At 67.1% G+C, this 310-nt stretch carries 1 pseudogene; it reads right to left on the bottom strand.

The features are described 5' to 3' along the window. A pseudogene (locus ACODTB_RS25835) lies at positions 1-310 on the bottom strand (hypothetical protein); the annotation flags it as partial.

Raw genomic sequence — 310 nt, 5'->3', positions numbered from 1 at the left:
GGACTGGGCGCGTTCCTCGTTGCCGTAGATCAGGCCCTTGGCGCCTTCGCGGTAGAACGGGTCGACCCCGGCGATGTTCCAGCTGGCCCAGAACATGGCTTCGTCCAGGTAGAAGGCATCGCCCGTGATCAGGTAGGGGATGTAGGCGAACGAGGCCTGGTGGGCGGTGTCTGGCGTGTAGATCGTGGTGCCGGAGGGCGTGGGCAGCTTGGGCGAAGACTCACCGAAACGCACCGACACGTTGGGGTTGCGCTGCACGTCCAGCGGCTGGCCGGAGCCCTCGTCGCGGTAGTGCACCGGCACGCCGGCA

It is taken from the genome of Hydrogenophaga sp. FG152, assembly GCF_057809615.1.
Note: the sequence above shows the minus strand (reverse complement) of the source record. Positions and strands in the feature narration are given on the sequence as shown.